Origin of the sequence: Amphritea balenae, assembly GCF_003858655.1 — a bacterium.
Lineage (GTDB): Bacteria > Pseudomonadota > Gammaproteobacteria > Pseudomonadales > Balneatricaceae > Amphritea > Amphritea balenae.
This window is the reverse complement of the sequence record NZ_RQXV01000004.1, coordinates 105961-126335: the sequence shown is the minus strand read 5'-3', so window position 1 is coordinate 126335 and position 20375 is coordinate 105961. Positions and strand designations below refer to the sequence as shown.

The following is a 20375-nucleotide window of genomic DNA, read 5'->3' as shown; positions in this document are numbered from 1 at the left end:
AGCAACGCCCCCGCGTTTCGTCCATTTGCTATGCTCTTACCTGATCAGGTAAAAACAGAAAAAAAAGGCCGGATAATTAATCCAGCCAATTATTTACAAGAATCAGATCATCCTGAGTCAACACACCCACTAATGCCTTCAGGCGTAAGCCGTTAACCAGATAATCATATTTGGCACGGGAGAGATCCCGTTTTGCCGAGTAGAGATCACGCTCCGCATCAAGCACACTGATGGCTGTTTCCAGGCCGGCATCAAAAGCAGCCCGACGCAGATCCAGCGTCGCCTGCTGTGCCGACACTGCTTTATTCAGTGCTTTAACACGTTTTACTGCATTAACTACACCCCAGTACATTTCACGCGAGCCACGCCGGGATGCTCGTATTATCCGGGTCAGCTCCTGTTCGGCGCTGTGATAACGAGCCACCGCTTCACGCTTCTGCGAGCTTACAGCCCCACCCGAGTAAATTGGCAGATTAAAGCGCAGCTGCAACTCTTCCGTTTCCACCTCACTACCACCACCAAACAACGTGCCCTGAGTGTCTTGGTTGGTATTTCTCAGCACGGCATCCAGAGTTGGAAAATGACCCGCATTCTGGCGTTTCACTTCACGCCGGGCGACATCCACCGCTTCACGCTGTGCGACCAGTGCCGGGTTGTTTGACATGGCATTAGTAAGCCAGTGCCGTTCATCAGCAGGAACAGGCAATACCAGATCAATCTCAGCCTGCAATTCTGCCAAATGGGCCGGGTCTCGTCCGGTCATTTCATACAAGGATTCAAAGGCATCCCGCAAAGCGACATCCGCTTCGGCATAATCAGCCTCAACCGAGGCGACTCGTGCTTCCGCATCATAGCGATCTACCGCCCGACCTACTGCAGCATTTTCCCGACCTTCAGCCTGCTCAAGATGCTGACGCGCTGCACTCAGCTCTGCCTGCAGAAAACCCAGCTCATCTTTTGCGGCCAGTGCTTCCATATAGGCTTCAGAGATCCTGAGCATCATTGTTTGTTGAGCATCAACCAACTCAGCATCTGCCTGACGAAGTTCAGATTTTGCCTGACCGATACGAACATAGTTGGCATAGCGAAAAATGGGCTGAGTTACGGTAATAGACCAGGTCGTAGAGGGAAAAGAGGTTGTACCATCCTGATAGGGGTTATTATCACTACTAACGATATTTTGTGTAGTCTCAACCTGATCATAATCGAAGCTAACAGTAGGCCGGTAACCTGCCCAGGCCTGAGTAACCACTTCCTGACTAGCCTGATGATCAAACAACGCGGCCTGAAGCTGAGGATCACCTTCCAGCGCAGCCTGATAAAGTTGAATAAGATTTTCCGCCTGACTTTCAGCAGAAATAAACAGCACAGAGCAAAGCCCCGCGCTCCGCAGAACACGCGCCAGTTTATTGAAATTCATTGATTGTCCCCCACCCTCATCCTGAGAGCAGCTCCCCGCCTTACCACAACCGGAGAACTACATTCCTATGCTAAGACCGAAGATCCAGCACAGTTTTAATTATTATTTTTTCAAACATGATTATGGTCAATTTTTAAGCAGAACTCAAACACTTTTACGTGCTACATATTGGTAGTAGAAAACCAAATAAACATAAGAAAAGTTGCGATATAGCGATAAAATTAAGTGAAAATTCAGAAAACAGACAAACTGATATATTGAACAGCCTCGCTCCATCGAGCCTTTTTCAAACAACCGAATAATACAAAACTATTACAGAATAATTACTATCAGTATAGATATGGACAATACCGGCCCAGACAACCGAAGCCGGTATTTTAAGAGGAGAAATAAATACTGATTGCCAGCACTAGGTTTTTTTACGTAATTTCTTAAGCTTGCGCCTTTTAGCCCTGTTGCTCAGACCCTTTGACTGTTTCTTAGAAAGCTTAATAACCTCTTTCTCATGTTCACTCAGGCGCGGTTTTTTATGTGAGCGTTTTTCTGCTTCAGTTTCAGCAACAGGATCTCGTTTATCAGCATCGGCCACCGGACGCTTCCTCGGTCCTTTAGCAGCCCCTTTTGCAGGCGTATCCGACGCCTTATTCCAGGGAGACCTTGCTTCAGAGCGATTACGGGGATGAGGTTTCTTCCCCTTAGCTGCGGGTTTGCGCCCCTGACGGCTCTCCATCTCAGCCATCTGAATCTTACCGCTACGCAGTAACTCTCGCTTACTCTGCTTTTTAGGCTTTTCAGCAACGCCCTGCTTATCCGCAGCACCCAGCTGTTTAACCAGCTCGAAGTCGATCTTACGATCATCAAGATCAACCCGGGCAACCTGAACCTGAAGGCGATCGCCTAAGCGGAAACTCTTACCACTACGCTCACCCTGTAAACGCTGACGCGGCTGATCAAACTGATAATAATCCCCCGGCAGAGCCGAGATATGAATCAGGCCTTCAACATAAACCTCTTCAAGCTCAACAAATACACCGAAACCGGTCACTGCCGAAATAACACCGCTAAACTCTTCGCCGACACAGTCCTGCATGTATTCACACTTCAACCAGGCCATCACGTCCCGGGTAGCATCATCAGCACGACGTTCGGTCATCGAGCAGTGCTCACCCAGTTCAACCATCTGTTCCATAGTGTAGCTGTGGATAAACTTCTTATTCGGTTTAAAGTCATCCGGTCGATGCAGATGGCTACTACCGTTACCGGAATGAACCAGCCCACGAATAGCCCGATGCACCAACAGATCAGGGTAACGTCGAATAGGCGAAGTGAAGTGGGTATAGGCAGGGTAATTAAGGCCAAAATGACCTTTATGCTCGGGGCTATAAACCGCCTGCGACATCGAGCGTAGCATCATAATCTGAATCACATGCTTATCCATGCGACCTTCCAATGATTCAGTCAGATCCTGATAATCCTGCGGTGTCGGCTCATCACCGCCACCCAGACTCAGCCCTAAAGGCCCCAGATAGGTTCGCAAAGACGCTATCTTAGATTCTTTTGGCCCATCATGTACCCGGAACAGGGCTGGCTGCTTGAGTTTTTGTAGCAAGCGAGCGGATGCTACATTGGCGCACAACATACATTCTTCAATAATTTTGTGGGCGTCATTACGCACCACTGGAACTATCTTCTCAATCTTACGATTTTCACTGAACAGAATACGGGTCTCAGTGGTATCAAAATCGATTGCTCCCCGTTCTTCACGGGACTTGCGCAGGGCATGATAGAGATCATACAGATGCTCAACATGAGGCAATACGGCTGAATACTGCTGCCGCATCTCTTTACCGTAGTCAGAGTCTGGCTCTTGCAACATGGCGCCAACCTTGGTGTAAGTCAGCCGGGCATGAGAGCGAATTACCGCCTCATAAAACTTATAACCACTCAGGTTACCGCTGGCACTGATAGTCATCTCGCACACCATCGCCAACCGGTCTACATCCGGATTCAGAGAACAGAGTCCATTTGACAGCATCTCCGGCAGCATGGGCACAACATATTCAGGAAAGTAGACTGAGTTACCCCGGCGGTGTGCCTCAATATCCAGATCAGTCTGTGGCTTCACATAAGCTGAAACATCGGCAATCGCGACCCAAAGGCGCCAGCCACCCGAGCGTTTTGCCTCACAGTAAACCGCATCGTCAAAGTCCCGGGCATCTTCACCATCAATAGTGACCAGCGCCTTGTCACGCAGATCTACCCGGTTCTGTTTAGCAGAGTCCGGCACCTCCGGGCCAAATTCACTGACCTCCTGGCGTACCGTATCAGTCCATTCATGGGGGATGTCGTAGTTATGGATGGCGACTTTAATCTCCATCCCGGCATCCATATGGTCACCCAAAACTTCAGTCACCCGGGCCGTTGCTTTGGCTCTTTTGGAAGGCGGCGTAATCAGCTCAACCACGATCAGTTGACCAGTACGGTATTTCAGCTCTGAATCAGGCTCGGGCTGAATCTGAATATCATTGGTAATACGCTGATTCTCGGGGGTCATATAACCAAAACCGCCCTGCCCCTGAAAACGCCCTACCAACTTCCGGGTATTACGCTCAAGCACTTCAACAATGGCGCCTTCGGTACGACCTTTACGGTCCTGCCCGGTCGCTCGCACTAATACCCGATCGCCATCAAATACCTGACGCATCTCCCGGGCTGACAGAAAAATATCATCACCTTTTTCTTCAGGCACCAGAAAGCCAAAGCCATCCCGATGCCCCTGAATACGACCCGCAACAAGATCCAGCTTACTCAGCAATACATACTGAGCCTTACGGTTACGCATCAGCTGGCCATCCCGCTCCATTGCCCTTAATCGACGACGCAGCGCCTCAGACGCATCCTCATCACCGATCTCCAGCAGCTGTTCTAACTGCGGCCGGGTCAGGGGCTCACCTTTCTGATCCAGCAGCTCCATGATCATTTCACGACTGGCTATCGGACGCTCATATTTATCCGCTTCGCGGGAAGCATGGGGATCAACGCTGGACCACTTTTTCTTAGACATTCCGGTTCTTCATACAATTATCAATTTCAGCAACTATAGCACAGCCGCCATAAACTAAACCTATCCTAGCTCTTGAATTACAAGTGATAACTAGCCGAACATGTGCGACGACCTGAGTTGAAATAATCACCCACAGCCAATAAAAAAAACCGGCCAATCGGCCGGTTTTTTTTAGAATAGTAAAAGCGTTGCGAGCGAAGGTCAGGCAAGGCCTTCCTGAAATTTTGAAACGGAGTTTACAGTTGTAAATGAGTATTCAAAATTTCAGGAATAACGCTGCATCACCAAGCGCAGCAGCTTTTAAGGCATTTCGTCGACTTCTTCTCCGTCTTCTGCCTTCTCAGGCGGCATCAGATCTTCTTTACAAATGCCCAGCATAACCAGTACGTTTGCCGCTACATAGATAGAAGAGTAAGTACCGACACAGACACCCACCAACAGCGCCACAGCAAAGCCATGGATCATCTCGCCACCAAACACTGCCAGTGCTACCAGCACTAACAACGTCGTTAAGGAGGTTACCAATGTCCGCCCCAGCGTCTGGCTCAGTGAGGTATTCATGATCTCAATTGCTGTGCCTTTACGCAGTTTACGGAAGTTTTCCCGTATCCGGTCAGACACTACAATAGTATCGTTCAGCGAGTAGCCGATAACCGCCAACAAGGCAGCCAGTACCGTGAGGTCAAAGTCCAGTTTCAGAATTGAGAAGAAACCCAGCACGATCAGTACGTCATGGGCCAACGCCGATACCGCACCGATAGAGAACTTCAGCTGAAAACGGAACGCCACGTATACCATCACCATAAACAGTGCCAGCAACATGCCCAGCCCGCCCTGCTCACGCAACTCTTCACCTACCTGGGCACCAACATATTCGTTACGGCGCAGGGTAAGCTCCTGAGATTCACCACTTTGCAGTGTTTGCAGTACCTGATCACCCAGTTTTGGATCATGGGCAGCGCCCATGCGAATCAGAATATCTACTGGCGACCCAAAGGTCTGCACAACAGCATCTTCATACCCGGCTGTTTCCAGCTTGCCACGAATGTCATTCAGATTCGGCTCTTGTTGGTAGCCCACTTCGATCAGCGAGCCACCGGTAAAGTCGAGACCAAACTTAAGCCCATTAATTGCCAGCGATGCAACAGAGACCAAAAGTAACAGAATCGACAGGCCGGCTGCGATCTTTCGCAGCCCCATAAAGTTATAAATTTTTGCAGTCGTCATCTTCGTCTCCTCCGTCAAATCGACAGTTTCTTCAGCGCACGACCGCCGTAAGTCAGGTTAACCAGCATACGGGTAACCATGATTGCGGTGAACATGGAGGTCACAATACCTACCGACAGTGTAATGGCGAAGCCTTTCACCGGACCGGTACCCATGGAGAACAAGATAACTGACGCCAGCAAGGTAGTAATGTTGGCATCAAAAATCGTGGTAAATGCGCGATCGAAGCCAGCACTAATGGCAGACTGCGGCGGCAAACCGTTTTTCAGTTCCTCCCGTATCCGGGAGAAGATCAACACATTGGCATCAACGGCCATACCTACGGTCAGTACAATACCCGCAATACCTGGCAAGGTCAGGGTTGCCGACATTATCGACATCACCGCCATCAGTAACACCAGGTTAATGGTCAGCGCTATGTTGGCCAGCAAACCGAACACACGGTAGTACACCAGCATAAACAGCAGCACCAGCGCGAAGCCAATCTGAACCGAGGTCACACCCAGTTCAATATTCTGCTCACCCAGGCTAGGACCTACAGTACGCTCTTCAACAAAGTAGATAGGCGCTGCCAGTGCACCGGCACGTAGCAACAGTGCCAGTTCTGATGATTCAGTCGCGCTATCCAGACCGGTAATCCGGAAGCTGGAACCCAGCACACTCTGAATAGTCGCCAGAGAGATAATCTTCTTCTCTACGTAAGGAATACGCTTAGCAACTTGCTCACCATCCACTGTCTCGTACAGCGTGCGACTCTTATGCTCAACAAAAAGTACCGCCATGCGACGCTTTACCGCGTTACGGGTAGTACGGTTCATCAGCTGACCGCCTTTGGAATCCAGTGTTATGGATACCTGAGGCTGACCGGTTTCATCAAAGGTGGACTGGGCATTGGCGACACTGGAACCAGAGATAATAATATCTTTTTCCAGCGTGGCTTTATTAGGACGACGGTTCTCATTACGGAACGGATAAGTTTCCGTTACGGCACGGGAAGCATCAGTTGTCGCTTCAAGACGGAATTCCAGATTCGCAGTTTTACCGATAATTCGTTTTGCAGCAGCAGCATCCTGAATACCCGGCAACTGTACTACGATCCGGTTACGACCCTGACGCTGCACCAGCGGTTCAGCCACGCCCAGTTCGTTAACCCGGTTACGCAACGTTGTCAGGTTTTGCTTGATCGCATAATCCTCAATCTCACGAACCTTAGACTCGGTCAGATTGATGGTCAGGTAAAACGCGCCATCCATATCTTCAGATTCAATCAGGAATTCAGGATAGTCTTTACGTAATAACGACTGTGCCTTATCGCGCACATCCGCGTTGGAAAACTTCAATTCCAGGCTGCCATCTTCACGATGATTTACCGCGCGATAGCGCAGTTTATCGGTACGCAGCTTGGTTTTAATCTCGCTAACATAAACATCCAGCCGCTGAGCTACCGCAAGCGCCATATCCACTTCCAGCAAGAAGTGAACACCACCACGCAGATCCAGACCCAGCTTCATCGGGCCAGCACCTATAGAACGCAGCCAATCCGGCGTTGTTGGCGCCAGGTTAAGGGCAACAACGTAGTTATCCCCCAACGTCTGACTGATAACTTCTTTAGCTTTCAGCTGAGTCTGGCCATCGGAAAAGCGGATAAGCCCCCCTTTTGCCGTCAGTTCACCTGATTTAAAACTAATCTGCTTTGCCGTCAGCGCCTGCTTTACCTGATCCAGTAGCGGCTGATTTACCACATGCACTTCCCGGGAACCGGAAAGCTGTACAGCAAAATCGTCAGGGTAAAGGTTAGGTGCTGCATAGATACCGCCAATCAGCAGCATCAGGATGATCAGCGCGTTTTTCCACAGCGGATATTTATTGAGCATAATGCCCCTGTCCTTGCATCAAAAAAACGCCACGTTGAACGTGGCGTTATTTAGGAGAGATGTTACTTAATATCTTTGATAGTGCCTTTTGGCAAAGCCGCACTGACATGAGCTTTCTGGAAAGTCAGTTCAGTGTTCTCAGATACTTCCAGTACAACATAATCATCGTTCAGACGAACAACTTTACCCAAAATACCACCTGCGGTAAGTACTTCATCACCCTTACTCAGGCCACCCAGCAACTCTTTATGAGCCTTGGCACGCTTAGACTGTGGACGCCACATAAACATGTAAAAAATAACACCAAAGCCAACCAGGAAGATCAGGTTGAACATGCTAGGGTCCATACCGCCAGGTCCGGCAGCTGCTTCAGCGTAAGCTGGAGAGATAAAAAAGCTCATTAAGGCTTCTCCTAATACTTATTAAAAGTTAATTATACGATAGATTCCGCATCGAAAGGCGGTGTTTCCATACCTTTCAAGCGATAGAATTCGTCCACAAAGGCGTCCAATTTACCTTGTTCAATAGCCTGACGCAATCCGGCCATTAACTCCTGATAGTAGTGCAGGTTATGAATAGTATTCAGCTGCGAGCCTACGATCTCTTTACACTTATCCAAATGGTGTAGGTAAGCACGACTAAAGTTCTGACAGGTATAGCAGCTACACTGCTCATCCAACGGTCGGGTATCCGTTTTATTGGCTGAATTGCGTAGTCGAACAACACCGTCACGGGTAAACAGGTGACCATTTCGGGCGTTACGGGTCGGCATCACACAGTCAAACATATCAACGCCGCGGCGCACCGCTTCGACAATATCTTCCGGCTTGCCAACACCCATCAGGTAACGGGGTTTATCTTCCGGCATCTGATGTGCCAGATGATCCAGAACTTTAACCATCTCTTCTTTCGGTTCACCCACCGACAGACCACCAATGGCATAGCCATCAAAATCGATCTCATTCAGGCCAGCCATAGACTCATCACGCAGGTGCGGATACATACCACCCTGCACTATTCCAAACAGCGCTGACGGGCTGTCACCGTGGGCTTCTTTAGAACGCTTAGCCCAGCGCAGTGACAAACGCATCGACTCTGCAGCTTCCACTTCAGTCGCCGGATACGGGGTACATTCGTCGAAGATCATCACGATATCAGAGCCCAGATCTTTCTGAACCTGCATCGATTCTTCCGGCCCCATAAATACTTTAGAACCGTTCACCGGCGACTGAAAAGTCACACCGGCTTCAGTAATTTTGCGCATTGCTCCCAGGCTAAACACCTGAAAACCGCCCGAATCGGTCAAGATAGGACCTTTCCAGTTCATAAACTCGTGCAGACCACCGTGCTGTTTAATCACTTCGGTGCCAGGGCGCAGCATCAGGTGAAAGGTATTGCCCAGGATAATATGAGCGCCGATCGCTTCAATATCCTTTGGTAACATACCTTTTACCGTGCCATAGGTGCCTACTGGCATAAATGCAGGGGTTTCAACATCACCACGTGGAAAGCTTAAGCGGGCACGACGGGCTTTACCGTCACTGGCCGTACGCTCAAACTTCATAAAACATTCTCTGCTCACAACATATCCTAAATCTGGTTTCGCCTTAAGAGTCGATCTAACTGGCGAGTAGTAGCTTATATAAGGCTGAATCTGATAATTAAAAGGCCCTGCGGCTAAACAGCAGCCCTAAACTTACTCAGATACCTTCAGGGTTATACCTTTTGCCAGGAACCTTGTGTTATCAGGAACCTTGCTTAGTAAGAAACATGGCATCACCGTAACTGAAAAAACGGTATTGCTGCGCAACGGCTTCTTTATAAGCGGACATCATATGCTCATAGCCCGCAAATGCCGATACCAGCATCAGCAAGGTCGATTCCGGCAGATGAAAATTGGTAATCAGCATATCTACCGTTTTAAAGGTATAACCGGGGAAAATGAAAATATCAGTATCGCCAAAGAAGGGTTCTATCTCTCCGCTCTGGCTGGCTGTTTCCAGACAGCGTACCGAGGTTGTACCTACCGCCAACACTTTATTGCCGCGGGCTTTAGTCTCTTTAACCTGCTGACAAACCTGTTCCGATACTTCGATATATTCAGCATGCATCTTATGATCCTGAATATTCTCGACCTTAACCGGTCGAAAAGTACCTGCACCAACATGTAGCGTAACAAAGGCTTTATTAACACCTTTCGCTTCAAGCTTAGCCAGCAGCGCATCATCAAAATGCAGGCCCGCCGTAGGTGCGGCTACCGCACCGGGCTTTTCGTTATACACCGTCTGGTAACGTTCCCGATCAGACAGTTCGTCTTCACGATTCATATAAGGAGGCAATGGCATATGGCCAAACTGCTCTAACGCCTCAATCAGGTTACCCTCATTAAGATCAAAAAGTAGTTCAAACAGATCATCATGTCGGGCAACCATGGTTGCCTTAAGTCCGCCATCCAGGGTCAGTTCAGCACCAGGCTTAGGCGAACGACTGGAGCGGATATGGCAAAGAGCTGATTGTTCGTCCAACAGTCGCTCTACCAACACCTCTATTTTACCGCCAGAAGCTTTCTGGCCAAACATCCGCGCCGGAATTACCCGGGTATTGTTAAACACCACCAGATCACCGGGCTCAAGAAACTCCAGCACCTCAAAAAACTGGCGATGCTGTTGTGCCCCGCTATCACCGTCTACGCAAAGCAGGCGGCTATCACTACGGTTTTCCAGCGGATATCGGGCTATCAGCTCATCAGGAAGTTCGAAATGGAAGTCTTTAACGTTCATGATAATAAGTCTTTAACGTTCATTTGAATAAGTCTTTAACGTTCATTTAAATAAGTCTTTAACCTGGGTAATCTGACAAAAGCACTTACAAGAAGTACTTGTGCATATTTCGACATAAAATATGGCGGCGTATGCTACCCGATTTAAGCCTAAGTTTCAGTTATATTGTATGAAGCTTATTCAGTGTGACCCGACACGACGATAAACCGAGTAACACAACTTAAGAATCAATTCGAACAACTCTAACGCTAGGCGTTTAATCAACACCTGAATTACCCTTACTGTTTATCTGTCTTCCTGCGCGCCTCTATCAGGTAAAATGGTCCTCTTACCCCCTTTAACTAATCAAAAGCTCCGGATTTACGTTCCGGTTGGCTGAGTATTCCTAATGTCACAGATTATTGTCTGTGCGATGTATAAATTTGTCGCACTTGAAGACTTTGAAGCACTTCGTGAACCTTTACATAAGGTTATGCAGAATAACGATATCCGCGGCACACTGCTGCTGGCCCGTGAAGGTATCAACGGCACCGTTGCTGGTAGCCGTGAAGCTATCGACACCCTACTGTCCTGGTTACAAGATGATCCGCGCTTAAACGATATCGTCTATAAAGAGTCATTCGATACCAGCAATCCTTTCCATCGCACCAAAGTAAAACTCAAGAAAGAGATCGTGACCATGGGCGTCGAAGGTATCGACCCTAAGCAGGTGGTCGGCACCTATGTTAAGCCTGATGAGTGGAATGCTCTGATCTCAGATCCAGAAGTCACCCTGGTTGATACCCGTAATGACTATGAAGTACAGGTAGGCACATTTAAGGGGGCTATTAACCCTGATACCGATACTTTTCGCGAGTTTCCGCAATATGTTAAAGACCACCTGAATCCGGACAAGAACCGCAAAGTCGCGATGTTCTGTACCGGCGGTATTCGTTGTGAAAAATCCACGGCATACCTCAAGGAGCAAGGCTTCGATGAGGTCTACCATCTGGAAGGCGGCATCCTCAAGTATCTGGAGCAGGTACCCGAAGAAGAGTCTCTCTGGCAGGGCGAATGCTTTGTGTTTGATAACCGTATTACGGTCAATCATCAGTTAGAAAAAGGTAGCTACGACCAGTGCCACGCCTGTCGATTACCTTTAACCGCAGCCCAGATGCAAAGCGAGAAGTATCAGGCAGGGGTTAGTTGTCCTAACTGCTATGACAAACAAAGCAAAGATCAGCGTCAGCGTTTTGAGCAACGTCAGAAACAGATGCAACTGGCGGAGCAACGGGGGGAGGCACATATAGGTGCTGATGCCAGCGGCGCTATTGTTCGCCGCCGCGAGCTGAAACAACAACTGCGTCAGGATCAGAAAGCGAAGAACCAACAAAAGGTAAGCTGATACTCTTTCGGGTAGTGCGCAGGTTTAGCTGTGCACTACTCGTATCTCCTGCATATTACTATCAGGGGCTAAAACAGATCAGATCTTGTGACATAACTCAATCCAACGCTCAATACCGGCACTGCGGTACTTATGGCGATTTATCACCAGATACAACTGACGGCTGAAATCACGCCCAGCTACCTTCAATGGAACCAGAGTTTTCAGGTCAAAAGATTCCTGCAACGCGATACGCGATAAACAGCCTATCCCTAAGCCTTCAGCCACCGCTCGCTTAATCGCCTCTGAGTGCTCCAACTCCAACAGAACATTCAGATTCGGTAGCAACCCATGTAATGCCCAATCAAATGTCTGCCGGGTTCCAGACCCTTGCTCTCGCAGAATCCAGCGCACAGCCTGCAGATCAGTGTCACTCAGCTGAGGCTTTCGGGCCATCGGGTTGTCCGGCGCACAAAACACCACCAATTCATCCCTACGCCAGGGAATAACCTCCAGATCAGGATGTTGTATTTCACCCTCTATCAACCCGATATCCAGATCAAAGTTAACCACCTGAGCAACAATAGCCGAGGTATTTGCAACCTTCAGATCCAACTTTGCCTTCGGCTGCTCATTGATATAGCGGGCGATCAAACCCACTGCCAGATAATTACCAATGGTCATCGTCGCACCGATTTTCAGCTGCCCTACCGCCTGATGTTGGGCCATTTCAAGCTCCAGGCTTTGCGCCCTTTCAAGTAAGGCTTCAGCTCTGGGTCGCAGTAATCTGCCCAGTTCATTGATCTTCAGTCGTTTACCTACACGGTCAAACAGCCGTATATCAAACTGGTCTTCAAGATCCCGTAACGCGCCACTCGCAGCTGACTGAGACATCGATAAACTATCTGCCGCACGGGTAATATTGTCGAAATGAGCAACAGCCAGAAATACTTCCAGCTGCCGTAAGGTATATTTCATATCCTGTATTTCCGATTACATTTAACTGAACAATCGTCTTTAACAATATAACAAAGCGGCCTAACATGCATATAAAGAGAATAGATATTCATCTTTTTATAACCTAAACGAATAACCAAAACGACTAGACTTAATTGCATAAGTCAGTCGCTTAACTGCGAGGATAGCTCCATGTCAAACATCGGCCGTGAAGAAGTGCTCAGCGTCCATCACTGGAACGAGACCCTGTTCAGCTTTACTACCAGTCGTGATCCGGGATTTCGTTTCAAGAATGGTCACTTCACCATGATCGGACTTGAGCATGAAGGGCGTCCTTTAATGCGTGCTTACAGTATTGCCAGCGCCAACCATGAAGATCAGCTGGAATTTTTCAGCATCAAAGTACAAGACGGCCCGTTGACGTCCAAACTACAGCGCATTGAAGTGGGCGATCAGATTCTCATCAGTCGCAAGCCTACCGGCACCCTGATCAATGATCACCTGCTACCGGGCATGCACCTTTACCTGATAAGTACAGGCACTGGCCTGGCACCGTTCATGAGTATTATTAAGGATCCGGAAATTTATGAGCAATACGATAAAGTTATCCTGACCCACGGCGTACGCCACCTGTCCGAGCTGGCCTATACCGACGTGATCCAGCAACACTTGCCGGACAATGAATACTTTGGCGAGATGATTACCGACAAACTATTGTATTACCCAACCGTTACCCGTGAGCCATTCCGCAACCAGGGCCGGCTGACTGACCTGATCACCTCAGGCAAACTCACTGAGGATCTGGGACTACCGGATCTGAGTATTGAGAATGATCGTTTTATGATCTGCGGCAGCCCAAGTATGCTAAAAGACACCACGCAGATTCTTGATAAGATGGGCTTTATTGAAGCGCGTCACGGCGACCTGGGGCATTATGTTATCGAGCGAGCATTTGTGGAGCGCTGATCCCGGCAATACGCTATCAACTTACACTATCAAATAAAGTAGCCATTCAAAGCACAGCTTTGGATGGCTTTTCAATTCACCTTCGAATACCGGACTCAGGAAGAAGAATTCCGTGTCGTATTCTTTGGGGCAAAGGCCTGGAAGTCGGGTCTCAATAAGAATGTATTTACCACAGAGAACACAGAGAACACAGAGAACAGACTAATCAGAGCAAGAGATTATCGGTGCTCTGCAATGCATGGCTTCTCACGGAGGCCTGAACCCTTAAACATAAACTATTTCGTCGTTCGAATCGGTAATGCCACTCAGCCTGACAATAACCTTTGGTACCAGCCTACTAGTTACTACCATTAATTATCAAAACGATAGCCAATCCCATGTACAGTGCTGATGATCTTCGGAGCTTTGGCATCCAACTCAATCACCTTTCTTAGCTTTGATATATGCTGATCCAGAGTACGGCTGTTAGCAAAATAGTCACGCCCCCAGCAATGGTTAAACAGTGAATCTCGATCGACCACCTTGCCTTGTTGTTCAAATAATAAACGCAATATTTTCAGGTCCCGCAAACTCAGCTCAATCACTTGATCATCACGTATAGCGCGTAGCTCTGAGGGGCGAATCACCAGATCATCCATAATAAAACTATCATCCACATTCGGCTCTGCAACCGAACGCAAACAGCGCCGTGTGACAGCCCGAATCCGCGCGACAACCTCACGGCTACCAAATGGTTTCTTAATGTAATCATCGGCACCAAGCTCAAGCCCCAACACCTGATCAATCTCTTCAGATTTAGCAGTAATAAAAATAACCGGGAGTTGCTCATCCCGTTGTCGAATACGACGACACACCGCATACCCATCCTGCTTAGGCATCATAATATCCAACAGCACCAGGTCCGGTTCATGCTGCTGATAGAGCTGCCACGCCTGATCACCGTCCGCCGCTTCAATACATTGGTACCCTTCTGATTCAAGTAAAGCAGCAAGGCCCTGTCGTATATGCAGATCGTCTTCAGCGATTAATAACTTCATAACCATTTCCGTTTAATCATCGGCTTGCCCGGAGTTAACTTCCGCGACGTCCGCCAATGGCGTTAGCAGCGTCAGCAGGAAGCTGGCACCCGCTGTACTATCCGTTACTGAATGCTCTTCTACTACCAGATCCCCTTGATGGGCCCGGGCCAGATCCCGCGCCAGCCCAAGACCTATACCGGTACCGCTGACACCTTCGGTGAGCTTATCGCTACCACGATAAAAAGGCTCAAATAACTTATCAGCTTCTAACGCTGACACCCCGGGACCAAAATCACTAATTCGAATGTAGCTATAGAGCCCATCCGGGGTCTTTTTTTGCCAGCTGTAAATATCAACAAATTTTCCATCCGCTGCGTATTTTTCACAGTTACTCAGTAAATTATTGAGAATCTGCTCCAACGCTTCGCCGTCAAACTGACACAAATGATCTGCCTGACCAGTAAATCGCATCGTCAGATGTCGTGCACTTAATACCGGGGTAAACAGTTCAACCACCTGGTTAACACAATCATCAACAACGCCTTTCTGATACCGGACGCTGACATCCTCACGCTTCGAACGGGAAAAGCTCAATACATTTTCAATCAAACGCGAAAGTCGACCTGCTTCGCTACCGATCACATTTAAATAACGCTGGGCGACGATCTCCTCTTCGTCCAATTCTTGCTCAAGCATTTCGGTATATAAACGTACATTGGTAAGCGGCGTTTTCAATTCATGGGAAACCTGATTAACAAAATTCACCCGTTGTTCGGCTAACCTCAGCTCTCTGCTATGATCCCTGTATAGCAAGTAAGCAAGCACTGACAAACCGGCCGTTAATAAGAGGATCAAGGCTGCTAAACCGATCCAGCCACTCGTCAAAGGCTGAGGGTCTGTGCCAAAATATGACAACCGCCAGCTCGCCAATGGATGGCTCAGAGGCAGCACCTGCTGAGGTTGCATCTGTTCATCAACCGCAGACAGATCTCCCCAGCTATAGTTAATTTCACCCCGGTTATTGATCAGTTGAATCTCCGCCGCGCTAATACCGGCATCTGGGAGCACCGAACTGTCCGGCAGCAGATTGATCAGATCTGATAATAAACGTGCTGAATTCAACGCAAAGCCAACCGTATTTCCAGCGGAATCCTGAACCCAGAAAATATGCCGCAAGCCCGTTTCCGCATACCATGCAATCCAGCCATGGGCAGGTAACGATCGCTGCGTTTGGTCTGCACTACTGTATAAACTTTCTTGCGCTGCCGGAGCGCTCAGCCGGGCACTAAAAATAGACTCTGACTCTGTAGACGGATCAAATGGCTGCTTTGCCGTAGCAGCGGAAACCTGCTGAGGATCTGCTACAGGCATAGTAAAGCGTTCAGGGGATTCAAGTAACTTGCGTGTCAGCTCAACAAACGTCCGCTCTTGTTGATTTAGAGATTGATCAGTAGGCGGAAACAAGCGCTCACCGGCATCGGATATAACAAACACCTGCTGCACGAAAGCCGAACGCTTAATAAACTGCCGGATATCATGGGCCTGATACTGACCGGCCGTTTGCTGCTGCAACTGCGCAGCCTGAGGGATGAATAATTGTTGCAAAGCAAAGAAGTGATTCTGAAACTGCTGATCGATACCCTGCAGACGGCTGTCTACCAGGTTTTTAAACTGATACGCCACCACTTGCTGCTGGTCCTGCTGCATACGCACGCCGAACCAGGCCAATAGCATCATCGGTAACACTATAATCAGTATCAGCAGTATCAGTGTTTTTCTCTTCACTCAACGCTTCCTTAGATGATTAAGCAGAGCAGTCCGGGCAGAGATCAGTCTGCCCGGTTACTCAATACAGTGAATCGATCAAGCGACTCAATTAAACAACTTAATAGTTCTGTTGGGTCGCGCGCTTATATTGACGCGCCTTCAACTCTTTACGCTGCTTATTCCAGTCCTGTTCAGATTCCAGTGTATCGGCATCCTGCAGGGCTTCCTCTTTCTGTTCCAGCAAGCGTGGCGAGCTCAACGCTTCAGCCTGAGACCCCAGATAAGATGCGCTATCCTGCAGGATCTTCTTAGCCGCTTTCAGATCGCCACTATCCCGGGCTTCAATCGCATCACGGCTATATTCGTTAGCGACCTGTTCAACCGCTGCTTCAAGCGTTTCATCATCCCGGGCCGCTTTTACTTCCTGCTTTGACTGACTAAAACGGGCCACACTCAAACCAGACAATTGTTCCTGAGATTGTGTGTACAGGTTATCGTAGCTCACATTCACTGCAACCAGTTCAAGCTCTGTCTCAGCCTGCTGCTCTGGCACTTCGACCTCCAGAATAACGAACTTCTCCTGCTCGCTATACAGTTGATTCAAACGGGTTGTAACACGATTACCGATAATTTCGCTTTCCCGCCCCAGCAAACGAACAGGCTTTACACCGTTACGGCAATGAATCTCAATGTTAACGCCCTGAGCCACCACTGAAAGTACATCACCAAATTCATACTGAAAAACAGAGGCCAGATCTTCCGCGTTCTCCACAAAAGCATGGTTGCCGTCACTAAAGCCCGCTAAACGGGTCATCAGGTCTTCGTTATAGCCCAGCCCAAGACCAATGGTAGTGACACTGATCCCCTCTTTCGCCAGCGAAGCGCCCAGTTCACCCAGTTCAGACGCTGACTGAGGGCCCACGTTCGCTAAACCATCTGACAGTAGAATGACCCGATTCACTTTATTCCGGCTAAGGAACTTACGCAGTTCACGGGCCCCTTTACTGACCCCGGCAAACAGCGCAGTATTGCCATCCGCATGAATATTACGGATCGCATTATAAATAGCCCGCTGATTGCGTACCTGCGTGGCCGGCACCACCACCTGTACTCGAGAGTCGTAACTCACCACCGAGACAATATCCCGCTCATCCAGGCGTTTAATCGCCATAATGGCCGCTTCACGGGCATACTGAATTTTATCACCGCCCATCGAACCTGACTTATCGAGCACTATCGCCACATTGGCCGGTATACGTGCCTGCTTATCCTGCTGTTTAAAGCCTTCCAGAGAAACCTTAATAAACGCCCGATGACTACGTTCAGCCTCCATCACCGGGGTAGCCAGATTAATATTCAAATTGACCTGATTAGCCTGAGCCAGCGCAGGCAACAGGCCAAGTAAAACAAATCCGCAGGTCCGTACAAATCGTCTTAACATATGCTTATCAGATTGAGTGTTCATGATCATATTCCCGAGTTGTGAGTATAGTGGATTGCAACCACCGCTGTATTTACTCTACGCCTGGAGAAACTTAGAAAAGTCAGATGAAGTTATCGATTTTGTAAGAAATTTGTAAATTGGGGAATCAATGAGTTAACCGTTACTCAAACAAATAACAGCTGACAAAAATACAAATTTTCAACGATATGTCACTTATGCATTGACCGCTTCAAAACGAACCGTATAATACGCTCACGTTCGTGCCAGTGTGATGGAATTGGTAGACATAGGGGATTCAAAATCCCCCGCCCTTAAAAGCGTGCCGGTTCGAGTCCGGCCACTGGTACCATGAACGTAAAACAGGAAGCCTCGTTAATCTCTTTATAGAGAAACGGGGCTTTTTTGTGGCTTAAAGAAAGGCATAGAGGATTCACTTTCCATAAGATCTTGGCCCACCCTTAAAAGTATGCCGGTTCAAGATCCTAGGTCAGTGGCCACTGGTACCATGAACGTATATCGACTAAGCCTTGCTTCATAGCAGGGCTTTTTTGTGCCTGATATTTGGGTAAGAAAAACATAGTGGCTTCACTTTCTATAAGATCTTAGCCCGCCCTTAAAAGCGTGCCCGTACGATCCCGGCCACTGGTACCATGAACGTATATCGACTAAGCCTTGCTTTATAGCAGGGCTTTTTTGTGCCTGATATTTGGGTAAGAAAAACATAGTGGATTCACTTTCCATAAGATCTTGGCCCACCCTTAAAAGCATGCCGGTTCAAGATCCTAAGTCAGTGGCCACTGGTACCATGAACGTATATCGACTAAGCCTTGCTTCATAGCAGGGCTTTTTTGTGCCTGATATTTGGGTAAGAAAAACATAGTGGATTCACTTTCCATAAGTTTTCTACCCGCCCTTAAAAACGTGCCGGTTCGACAAATAGTTTCCAGTAAATTTTGGACTAGCAGCTTGCGGCGAAGGCCCAACGGAGTTGTTGCAGTCCACAGGCTGCAACAATCATTCAGCTACCGCTGCACTCACAACAAACCCGCCTTTCAGGCAGATTTAGCTGCTAAAAAGCACTAAATATGGCGATATCGAGCTTAATCTTCTGTTTGTGTATCTCCGGATAAAGCTTTAGCCGGATAGGTTTGAAACCGGGACCTATTCGCACTTTCCTTAACGCTTTGACATAGGCTTGTATTCTCTTCGGGCCAGACCTTTATAAAGCTGTCTTGGTCGACCGATCACCTGATCAGGATCGACAATCATCTCCTTCCACTGGGTTATCCAGCCGACACAGCGGGCCAGGGCGAACATCACCGTAAACATATTGGTTGGAATGCCCATGGCGCTTTCGATAATACCGGAATAGAAGTCTACGTTTGGGTATAGTTTGCGCTTGATGAAGTAGTCATCTTCCAGCGCTATACGTTCCAGTTCCATAGCTAGCTTGAAGCGTGGATCATCGTGTTTGTCCATTGCATCAAGTACTTTCTGAGCTTCCTTGCGCAGAACTGTCGCGCGTGGGTCATGATTGCGGTATACGCGATGACCAAACCCCATCAGGCGGAAAGAGTCTTCAGGATCACGGGCTCTTTTTAAAAATTGGGGTACCTTGTCAACACTGCCGATTTCTTCGAGCATACTCAGCACCGCTTCGTTAGCACCGCCATGCAAGGGCCCCCACAAAGCACCAATACCGGCGGAAATAGCCGCGAAGGGGTTGGCTCCGGTTGAGCCTGCCAGGCGAACAGTTGAAGTTGAGGCGTTTTGCTCATGATCAGCATGCAGAATGAGGATTTTATCCAGTGCTTTAGCGACTACCGGATCGACTTGATAGTCTTCACTGGGTACGCCAAATAACATGCGTAGCAAGTTACTTGAATAGTCCAGACTGTTATCGGGATAGATAAAAGGCTGGCCGACTGAATGCTTATAACAAGCCGCAGCGATGGTTGGAATCTTGGCTAACAGGCGTATTGCCGAGATCTCGCGATGCTGCTGATTGTTGATATCCAGCGAGTCATGATAAAAGGCTGAAAGCGCACCGACAACACCTACCATAATAGCCATCGGATGGGCATCCCGGCGAAAGCCATGATAGAAATTCAGCAGCTGCTCATGAACCATTGTATGTTTATTGATCAGACCGTTAAAATCGTTCAGCTGTTGCTTGGTGGGTAGCTCTCCTTTCATCAATAGATAGGCTGTTTCGGTAAAGGTACTCTTCGCAGCTAATTGCTCAATAGGATAGCCGCGGTAAAGTAAGATGCCTTTTTCACCGTCGATGAAGGTAATATTGCTGGTACAGGAGGCTGTCGCCTTAAAACCGGGATCGAGGGTGAAGAGACCAAGCTCACTGTAGAGGCTACGAATATCAACGACAGGTGGTCCTTCAGTGCCCTGCTGAATTGCAAGTTTGAGTGTTTTTCCGTTGCGGTTGTCACTAATGGTGATGCTGTTATCTGACATGGCCGGCCCCCTTGTACGTTTA

The 20375-nt window shown here is 48.4% G+C and carries 14 protein-coding genes and 1 tRNA gene; 3 read left to right on the top strand and 12 right to left on the bottom strand.

What is annotated here, in order from left to right:
• Window positions 1–76: 76 nt before the first annotated feature.
• The 7 genes from EHS89_RS08920 to queA form a co-directional block, all read right to left on the bottom strand.
• Entirely contained in the window at window positions 77–1420 is a 1344-nt protein-coding gene (locus EHS89_RS08920; RefSeq protein ID WP_124925805.1) for a TolC family outer membrane protein, read from the bottom strand.
• 409 nt (window positions 1421–1829) lie between these two features.
• Window positions 1830–4484, bottom strand: a complete 2655-nt coding sequence (rnr, locus tag EHS89_RS08915; RefSeq protein ID WP_124925804.1) for a ribonuclease R — start codon at window positions 4482–4484, stop codon at window positions 1830–1832.
• 300 nt (window positions 4485–4784) lie between these two features.
• The gene (secF, locus tag EHS89_RS08910) at window positions 4785–5711 is read right to left on the bottom strand and encodes a protein translocase subunit SecF (protein WP_124925803.1); all 927 of its coding nucleotides are present in this window, start codon (window positions 5709–5711) and stop codon (window positions 4785–4787) included.
• A gap of 14 nt (window positions 5712–5725) precedes the next feature.
• Entirely contained in the window at window positions 5726–7585 is a 1860-nt protein-coding gene (gene secD, locus EHS89_RS08905; protein ID WP_124925802.1) for a protein translocase subunit SecD, read from the bottom strand.
• Window positions 7586–7647: 62 nt separating this feature from the next.
• On the bottom strand, window positions 7648–7986 hold the full coding sequence (gene yajC, locus EHS89_RS08900; protein WP_124925801.1) for a preprotein translocase subunit YajC: 339 nt from the start codon (window positions 7984–7986) through the stop codon (window positions 7648–7650).
• Window positions 7987–8018: 32 nt separating this feature from the next.
• Complete coding sequence (gene tgt, locus EHS89_RS08895) at window positions 8019–9149, bottom strand: tRNA guanosine(34) transglycosylase Tgt (RefSeq protein WP_124925800.1); 1131 nt, start codon at window positions 9147–9149, stop codon at window positions 8019–8021.
• A gap of 181 nt (window positions 9150–9330) precedes the next feature.
• Window positions 9331–10365, bottom strand: coding sequence for a tRNA preQ1(34) S-adenosylmethionine ribosyltransferase-isomerase QueA (gene queA, locus EHS89_RS08890; protein WP_124925799.1), 1035 nt, complete (start codon window positions 10363–10365; stop codon window positions 9331–9333).
• A 388-nt stretch (window positions 10366–10753) separates the two neighbouring features.
• Here queA and trhO point away from each other — a divergent pair, with 388 nt between their 5' ends.
• Complete coding sequence (gene trhO / locus EHS89_RS08885) at window positions 10754–11749, top strand: oxygen-dependent tRNA uridine(34) hydroxylase TrhO (RefSeq protein WP_124925798.1); 996 nt, start codon at window positions 10754–10756, stop codon at window positions 11747–11749.
• Between the two features lie 78 nt (window positions 11750–11827).
• Here trhO and EHS89_RS08880 read toward each other — a convergent pair whose 3' ends face one another.
• Entirely contained in the window at window positions 11828–12706 is an 879-nt protein-coding gene (locus EHS89_RS08880; RefSeq protein WP_124925797.1) for a LysR family transcriptional regulator, read from the bottom strand.
• Window positions 12707–12877: 171 nt separating this feature from the next.
• Here EHS89_RS08880 and EHS89_RS08875 point away from each other — a divergent pair, with 171 nt between their 5' ends.
• On the top strand, window positions 12878–13651 hold the full coding sequence (locus EHS89_RS08875) for a ferredoxin--NADP reductase (RefSeq protein WP_124925796.1): 774 nt from the start codon (window positions 12878–12880) through the stop codon (window positions 13649–13651).
• A 350-nt stretch (window positions 13652–14001) separates the two neighbouring features.
• On the opposite strand, the gene EHS89_RS08870 is transcribed toward EHS89_RS08875, so the two are convergent.
• The 3 genes from EHS89_RS08870 to EHS89_RS08860 all read right to left on the bottom strand — a co-directional run bounded on the left by EHS89_RS08870 (window position 14002) and on the right by EHS89_RS08860 (window position 17902).
• Window positions 14002–14688, bottom strand: a complete 687-nt coding sequence (locus tag EHS89_RS08870; RefSeq protein ID WP_124925795.1) for a response regulator transcription factor — start codon at window positions 14686–14688, stop codon at window positions 14002–14004.
• Window positions 14689–14700: 12 nt separating this feature from the next.
• The gene (locus EHS89_RS08865; RefSeq protein WP_124925794.1) at window positions 14701–16455 is read right to left on the bottom strand and encodes a sensor histidine kinase; all 1755 of its coding nucleotides are present in this window, start codon (window positions 16453–16455) and stop codon (window positions 14701–14703) included.
• A gap of 100 nt (window positions 16456–16555) precedes the next feature.
• Entirely contained in the window at window positions 16556–17902 is a 1347-nt protein-coding gene (locus EHS89_RS08860; protein ID WP_124925793.1) for a vWA domain-containing protein, read from the bottom strand.
• Between the two features lie 241 nt (window positions 17903–18143).
• Here EHS89_RS08860 and EHS89_RS08855 point away from each other — a divergent pair.
• Window positions 18144–18230: transfer RNA gene (locus tag EHS89_RS08855), tRNA-Leu, on the top strand.
• An 827-nt stretch (window positions 18231–19057) separates the two neighbouring features.
• Here the strand turns inward: EHS89_RS08855 and gltA are convergent.
• A complete protein-coding gene (gene gltA / locus EHS89_RS08850) occupies window positions 19058–20353 on the bottom strand; it encodes a citrate synthase (protein WP_124925792.1) in 1296 nt (431 codons plus the stop codon).
• Window positions 20354–20375: the final 22 nt, after the last annotated feature.

Bases quoted from the DNA above. Each gene is read 5' to 3' on its own strand.
- EHS89_RS08860 (WP_124925793.1), bottom strand. From the start codon at position 17,902: ATGAACACTCAATCTGATAAGCATATGTTAAGACGATTTGTACGGACC.
- EHS89_RS08870 (WP_124925795.1), bottom strand. From the start codon at position 14,688: ATGAAGTTATTAATCGCTGAAGACGATCTGCATATACGACAGGGCCTT.
- queA (WP_124925799.1), bottom strand. From the start codon at position 10,365: ATGAACGTTAAAGACTTCCATTTCGAACTTCCTGATGAGCTGATAGCC.
- tgt (WP_124925800.1), bottom strand. From the start codon at position 9,149: ATGAAGTTTGAGCGTACGGCCAGTGACGGTAAAGCCCGTCGTGCCCGC.
- gltA (WP_124925792.1), bottom strand. From the start codon at position 20,353: ATGTCAGATAACAGCATCACCATTAGTGACAACCGCAACGGAAAAACA.
- EHS89_RS08920 (WP_124925805.1), bottom strand. From the start codon at position 1,420: ATGAATTTCAATAAACTGGCGCGTGTTCTGCGGAGCGCGGGGCTTTGC.
- yajC (WP_124925801.1), bottom strand. From the start codon at position 7,986: ATGAGCTTTTTTATCTCTCCAGCTTACGCTGAAGCAGCTGCCGGACCT.
- trhO (WP_124925798.1), top strand. From the start codon at position 10,754: ATGTCACAGATTATTGTCTGTGCGATGTATAAATTTGTCGCACTTGAA.
- EHS89_RS08875 (WP_124925796.1), top strand. From the start codon at position 12,878: ATGTCAAACATCGGCCGTGAAGAAGTGCTCAGCGTCCATCACTGGAAC.
- rnr (WP_124925804.1), bottom strand. From the start codon at position 4,484: ATGTCTAAGAAAAAGTGGTCCAGCGTTGATCCCCATGCTTCCCGCGAA.
- secD (WP_124925802.1), bottom strand. From the start codon at position 7,585: ATGCTCAATAAATATCCGCTGTGGAAAAACGCGCTGATCATCCTGATG.
- EHS89_RS08880 (WP_124925797.1), bottom strand. From the start codon at position 12,706: ATGAAATATACCTTACGGCAGCTGGAAGTATTTCTGGCTGTTGCTCAT.
- secF (WP_124925803.1), bottom strand. From the start codon at position 5,711: ATGACGACTGCAAAAATTTATAACTTTATGGGGCTGCGAAAGATCGCA.